This window comes from Mesotoga sp. HF07.pep.5.2.highcov, from assembly GCF_003666285.1.
In the GTDB taxonomy this organism is placed as follows: Bacteria; Thermotogota; Thermotogae; order Petrotogales; family Kosmotogaceae; genus Mesotoga; species Mesotoga prima.
This window is the reverse complement of record NZ_JFHJ01000391.1, coordinates 1-6,101: the sequence shown is the minus strand read 5'-3', so window position 1 is coordinate 6,101 and position 6,101 is coordinate 1. Positions and strand designations below refer to the sequence as shown.

The window sequence follows — 6,101 nt, the reverse complement described above, 5'->3', positions numbered from 1 at the left end:
GGGCAGCGCGTTTGGGAAGTCCCTCACATTGTCATCCCGAACTTGTTTCGGGATCTGGGCTTCGTGAAGACCGTGGCCGGTAGTAGCGGGTTGGGGGTTGGACAGTTCAAGAAAGGTTGGTTAACCGTTCAATGGTTCACCGTTCATCGAGGAGAACCTTCTCCAGAGCGAGAATCTGTTCTTCGTTCTGATCAATGTCAGGAACCATCGACACGAGATTCTTAATCACGTTCAGATGACGGTATGTGACGTTTTCGCAATCACGTAACACTGTCATCTCGAACTTGTTTCGGGATCTGGTTCCAACCTGGACGCGCAGCCTCGGAACGAAGAACCGGTGCTTCTTGGCGCGGGCGAAGGACCAAGGACGGCTATTTGCAGCATTCAGCGGTTCTTCTCCCGTGAGGTGGTGCTGGCGAAGGCGAAGCCTTCACTGGCGGCGACGATTCTCGCCTTTTGACTGGCCTGCGCAGCAGACTGGTTTTTTTCCCTCCTGCGAAGCAGCCTCACTTCCCCGGATGATCCTCCGGGCATCACTTCCGCCGGGATCTTTCGGCGCATCACTTCCTGGGATGCTCTTCCCAGAATCACTTCTCAATGGAGTCGGCATTGCGTCCGCCGATGTTTTTCGGCGCCTTGCGTCTTGTTTCAATGGGAACTGGCCTTCTTCAGCAGATATGCCCGCTTTCAACGCACCACTCTGTTTTTTCCACCGGATTTTGCACTATAAAGAGCGTCGTCGACACGTTTTAGTATGCTTGACTTCGTGTCTGAAGGCTTAAATGTGGCGACCCCGAAGCTGGCCGTGACTGTCAATCCGAGCTTTTTCTCAGTCTCTCTCTCGAAGTTCTTCCGAACCTCTTCTGCGATCTCGGTAGCCTCTTCTGATGTCGTTTCGGGAAGCATTACAATGAATTCCTCGCCACCGTATCTCACGGTAGTCCGTCTTGGTGAGATTATTTCGTTTAGAACATCAGCGAACAGCTGTAGAACTCTGTCGCCTTCGGGGTGGCCTCTAGTATCGTTGACTCTCTTGAAGTCGTCTATGTCTGCCATTATTATGGAAAGAGGCTTGCAGGTCGAGCATAAGCTCTCTATCTCTTTATCTAGCCTGTTCATGAATTCACGTCTGTTCGACAATCCAGTCAGCGGGTCGCAGTTCATCAGCCTTTCTATCTCTTTATTTGCAGCCTGAAGCTCTTTGTTCTTACGCGCTAGCTCTCTCGTAAGCGATGCGAGCTCATCCGTAACCTTCGACATGCTCTCCATAATGTCTCCGGCCGAAAGGCCAATCTTCACGCCTAGAAACAGCCTCCTTGACTCGTCGACAAGCATGACAAATCCGCTCACTAGATGAATGTTCGATCTTGAATCGCTAAGACCGATTCTTACAGGCTTCGCTCCAAATCTCTTCAATAGTGCTTGGGAATTGTCCACAACAAGATTGCAAATATTCTCGCCTTTGAGAGTATCACTTTTCTCCACCAAAGAAATCAGAGAGGGGCTGTGATCAAGGATCTTGCCTTCGTTGTCAAAGAGAATAAGGATTGCTCCAGATAGATTCTCGAGAGCGGAAAAGAAATCATCTTTATTCGAAAGGATAGCCTCTCTTAGCTCATTCACGCTCTTTCCACCATTGTTTGGCAAGCTCGATAGCCTCATCGGCCGATTCGGCAGTTCCATCGGCACCCAGTCTCTTCCAGAGATCCTCTGATTCGTTGATTACCAGACCTCCGACCATGATCCTCATTGTTTTGAAGTCACTATCATTGTGAACGGACTGAATTAGCTTTTTCGTGAGATCGAGATTGAAGGACATCGTAACGGAGATCGCCAGCAAAAAAGGAAGATTCTTCTTCAGATGCTTGAGCACTTCGGACACCGGTGTATTTGCTCCGAGATAGCTGACATTCCAGCCGCTCAGTTCAAGAAGGTCGGCAAGTATCCTTGCTCCAAGCTCGTGGTATTCGTTCTGCGAACTGAGCACAACGGCCTTTCTTCTGGGGTGCGAAGGTACGGTCTCGATCATGCTGTATGTGCTTGCCATAAGCCTATTCATAAGAGAAGTCGCGAGATGTTCCTCGGCAATGGATATCTCACCGGTCTGCCATAGGTAACCTATCTCGTACATTGCAGGCTGAACTACCTTCAAATAGAAATCGGCGAGCAATTTTTCGCTATTGATTTCACGGTTAGCAATCTCTCTAAGCTTTTTATAATCGCCTGTGAGCAGGGCTAAGACGGTTTGCCTCTCGATAGCCTTCCAGTCCTCGTCAACCTTCATCTGGATCAGACCCTCCTGAGCATGTTCTACAGCCGCATTATGTGAATCCAACATTTCAAGATATACTTCGATTACCTGAGCGGCGCTTTCCGGAGTTAGAAACTCATCTATCGCCTTCATCCAGGCCTTCAAGACTTCAGGAAAGAATTCGACAGAGAAATCCCTCGAGGTGTAAGTCTTATATACCCAGGGTAGAGACTTCGCCAGGAGATCGTAGTCGTTCAGCTTAATGACGTTTGAGATGAATTGGAGATGATTCGAGTTGTTGTCATACATTATGTATAGCGGATTCATACCGAGAAGTTCAGAAATGTCCTCTCTCGCCGCCATAAGCTCGTTAACCCTCTTTAGCATCTTCTCTCCCTGAGACTCGTACTCCATAGCCGCCGAGGCTGAAACACTCAGATTTTTTCCAAAATCATCCGATACTCTCTGCATATAAACACTCCCAAAGTGATTTAATCGAATTCTAGCCTATTCCGCATACACATTATAAACTAATGAGACCTAGTTCACAGGAATCCTTCAGCTTATCATCTAACCCTGGTCAATCCGATGTAGAGAAAAGGCCAAATACACGGCGGCTTTTCGCTTCATAATTGTCTGACCTCTTTTGGCGTCCTAAAACCGGCAGAGGCGATATCCTGCGGCAAGTATCGATTATCCGATTTTGAGATTCGAGTTGTTACACAGCCTTCAAAGGTAGCCTGATCATGCCGGAGCATTCACAGAAGAAATTCATTTAAGTGTCCGATTTATTTCAGTATCTAAATGAAAAGCACAAAGCACTTCCAAGTACACATTCCCGTCTGAATGGAGTTTCTTTAGACTCGATTCGGAAATCTCTTAGACTAGAAATAGCCTACCGTCTCTCCAGCTTAATTCCCTATACTTCAACGCGTATAATCTAACTTTCGACTCCAATCGTATGAACTCGATGGGAGGTGAGAAAATGAAACGTTTCTTCGTACCGCTCATGATAGTTGTTCTGATCTTTCTTCTTTCGGGATGCATATGGGGAGATAAGCCTCTTCCAAAGATTGTTCTTATAGATGACTCCCATGCAAACAGATTTGGAGGGGAAGAGAGCGAATTTTTCGATGGAATAATTGCTATTCTCGCGGCCAAGGGTTACGACTACAAATACTCCTCTGTCGAGGGGTTTGAACCGCAGAACTACGCGATAGTTATCCTTTCGATGCCCGGCGCTAGTTATTCTACTTCGGACATAGACAAACTGGAAACACAGCTCAGCAAAAAAGGCAAGATAATTATGATGGATATCCTTGCTGAGGTTCCGCCGGCAAGCACCTTCTTTCTAGATGCTCTTTCCGACGGCCTCAATACTGGCATAGGTTTTGTGTGGGGGCTTGTAACGGATACCGTCAACAACATCGGCGGAAACAAGATGATGATAACAACCGATAACTTCACGACCCACCCGCTTGCATCTACCCTCTCTGCGAAGATCGCCATGATGATGGCTACCAAGCTTACTGTGGAAGGGAATGCGACAGTCGCGATCTTTGCGGAATCATCTGCAATCTTCACTACCTATGTACCCAGTGGCGATGAAGTGACCTATGTACCGGAGGCTACTCCTCCCATACCGATTGTAGTAGCATCCAATATCGGGGGAGGTAAAGTAGTAGCGATTTCCAGCGCATATGCATTTACAGGAACCCTTATGGGAATCGTTCCAGGCAACACCGACCTCTTCAGGGCAGCGGTCGACTGGTAAATCACCTACTAGAAACGTAGTTACTCTAAGCTGTCAGACTTGTCGTTTCTCTCGGGCTTGATAATAGTGTACTTATCGAAGAGCCATACGGTGAGAATTCCGCATGCTATACCGATAAGGGCACCGGCAATAACATCCGAGAAATAGCTGAAATAGACGTAAACCTCTGCCAGAGCTATTAGAGAAGAAAGTAGAGCTAGCGGGACCCTGAGCATTTTGACGCTGTTCCATAAGACTGCAGTGTAGGCAAAAGCGACGGCAACCGGAGAAGACGGAAAGGAATAAGTCTCGGGAATTGGAAAGATGATAGTATACCCCTCGATAAACTCGAGCGGCCGCAGCCGCCCGAAAACGGGCTTAAAGATAACGAAGGCAATCAGTAAACTTATACCGAGTCCCAGCGAAGTCATATAACCTGCCCTACGGTATTTCTTATCTAGGAGGAGAAAGACCGTAAGCAGGATCCATACTAAGGCTCCCCTCTCGAGAAACAGCATGAACGAGAGAAAGAGATCCATAAACTGTCCAGACATAACTGCATTAAGCGAATCCATAACCGAAAGCTCAATCTGATTAAGCGCATCCCACATTCTAGAACACCACCATAATCTCTAAGAAAAGGGGCGGTTCTAGACCGCCCCTCGATAATAACACTCTCTATAAAACTATCTAAGAATATCCTGAATTGCAGCGATCTCGGTGTAAGAGAGACCGGCCTTCTTCGTCAGGTAGTCTAAAGCAACGCTCTTCACGTTGAGATCGTCGACGGGATTGCCGTCGTTCATTATAACGAAGAGATCAACGATGATCTTTCTTACTGCTTCGTAAGCTGCGGTTCCCGGTACTACATTATAGTAGTTCTCGTAAGACTTGACATAATCGGCATAGATCTCGTCGGTCTTGGCGTTCATGATTGCGCCAAGCAGAGCAGATGCGATTCCGGCCCTATCCTTGCCTTCGACACAGTGAATCAGGTACGGAGGCTCGTGAGCTATCATGAATCTAAGGCCTTCTCCGAGCTTCTTCGCAAAGTCGTCTGCGAGAGGATCGACACCCATATTCAAATTGATTAGGTTGCCGGCCTCGCTGATGGACTTGTAGTACTCCGAGTATTCAAGATTTGATGCGAGCTCTTCATCCGAGTCGGAGAGATTGATGACAGTCTTGATACCGGCCTGCTCGATAAGAGCCGATGCGTACGGAGCCCTGGGATCGTCTATCGAGGGATGGGAGCATCTGTAAAGCTTACCTGGAGCAATATCTCCGAGGGTAATCTCTCTGAAGTTCGCGAAAATCTCATCGCTCGCGTAATCTTCCCTTACGTCGCTTCTCACAAGATGTCTTATCTCCAGCTCATCCTTGTAAGCCCCCTTCTCGACTAGACCCATATAGACGGGACTTCCAACTTCCAGTCCATAAGTCTTCGCAAAATTGCCATAGTTGATCGCAAGAAGAACATGATCGTCGGAATATCTCGCAAGCGGCTTCCCTCTGTCGACATCACCGTATGTGGTCACGAACGGAACCATGATAGTGGTCGTTCCCATCGTTACGTAAACCAGATCTCCCGCTTCAATAGCGGCGTAAACAACTGCTTCCATCGGGATATTAGTATGAACGTTACCGTACTTATCAATTTCAGCTACTGCACCAACGATTCCGGCTAGCATCAAAGCTGACAGAACCACAAATACACCCAGTAAAAACCCTCTTTTAAGCATAAAACACCTCCACCTATCTTTTTTAGACGTTAAGGTATTTGCACCACAATTATATCACCAGCGACTTTTAATCACGAAAAGAACAACCTTCACTATCCAGTCGATTTGAAGGTAATGCGACAGCCGCATGGCACTGTTGCTCCGCGTTAAAACACCTGATATACAGTTTATACCACAGATAGAGCCGTAGAGAAACGAAAGATCAAAGTGTGGGGATAACAACGGCAGGAAGTTATCCGGGCAGCGGTTCATGGAAGCCCCCAACTCTGTCAGCCCGAACTTGTTTCGGGATCTGGGTTTTGAAGACCGTGGCCGGTGGTAGCGGATTGGGGGTTGGAAAGAGCAAAGGATCAGT

The 6,101-nt window shown here is 47.6% G+C and carries 5 protein-coding genes; 1 reads left to right on the top strand and 4 read right to left on the bottom strand.

What is annotated here, in order from left to right; translation table 11 throughout:
- Positions 1-687: 687 nt before the first annotated feature.
- Together BG32_RS08415 and BG32_RS08410 are read right to left on the bottom strand one after the other, a co-directional pair.
- Positions 688-1,623, bottom strand: a complete 936-nt coding sequence (locus BG32_RS08415) for a GGDEF domain-containing protein (RefSeq protein WP_014731225.1) — start codon at positions 1,621-1,623, stop codon at positions 688-690.
- Entirely contained in the window at positions 1,616-2,722 is a 1,107-nt protein-coding gene (locus BG32_RS08410; RefSeq protein WP_014731224.1) for a B12-binding domain-containing protein, read from the bottom strand. Before BG32_RS08410 ends, BG32_RS08415 begins: the two co-directional genes overlap by 8 nt.
- 514 nt (positions 2,723-3,236) lie before the next feature.
- On the opposite strand from BG32_RS08410, the gene BG32_RS08405 reads away from it, so the two are divergent.
- Positions 3,237-4,025, top strand: a complete 789-nt coding sequence (locus BG32_RS08405; protein ID WP_014731223.1) for a hypothetical protein — start codon at positions 3,237-3,239, stop codon at positions 4,023-4,025.
- Between the two features lie 20 nt (positions 4,026-4,045).
- Here the strand turns inward: BG32_RS08405 and BG32_RS08400 are convergent, their stop codons facing one another.
- On the bottom strand, positions 4,046-4,615 hold the full coding sequence (locus BG32_RS08400; RefSeq protein ID WP_014731222.1) for a phosphatase PAP2 family protein: 570 nt from the start codon (positions 4,613-4,615) through the stop codon (positions 4,046-4,048).
- A gap of 75 nt (positions 4,616-4,690) precedes the next feature.
- Positions 4,691-5,746, bottom strand: a complete 1,056-nt coding sequence (locus BG32_RS08395; RefSeq protein ID WP_014731221.1) for a tyrosine-protein phosphatase — start codon at positions 5,744-5,746, stop codon at positions 4,691-4,693.
- Positions 5,747-6,101: the final 355 nt, after the last annotated feature.

Bases quoted from the DNA above. Each gene is read 5' to 3' on its own strand.
- BG32_RS08405 (WP_014731223.1), top strand. From the start codon at position 3,237: ATGAAACGTTTCTTCGTACCGCTCATGATAGTTGTTCTGATCTTTCTT.
- BG32_RS08400 (WP_014731222.1), bottom strand. From the start codon at position 4,615: ATGTGGGATGCGCTTAATCAGATTGAGCTTTCGGTTATGGATTCGCTT.
- BG32_RS08395 (WP_014731221.1), bottom strand. From the start codon at position 5,746: ATGCTTAAAAGAGGGTTTTTACTGGGTGTATTTGTGGTTCTGTCAGCT.
- BG32_RS08410 (WP_014731224.1), bottom strand. From the start codon at position 2,722: ATGCAGAGAGTATCGGATGATTTTGGAAAAAATCTGAGTGTTTCAGCC.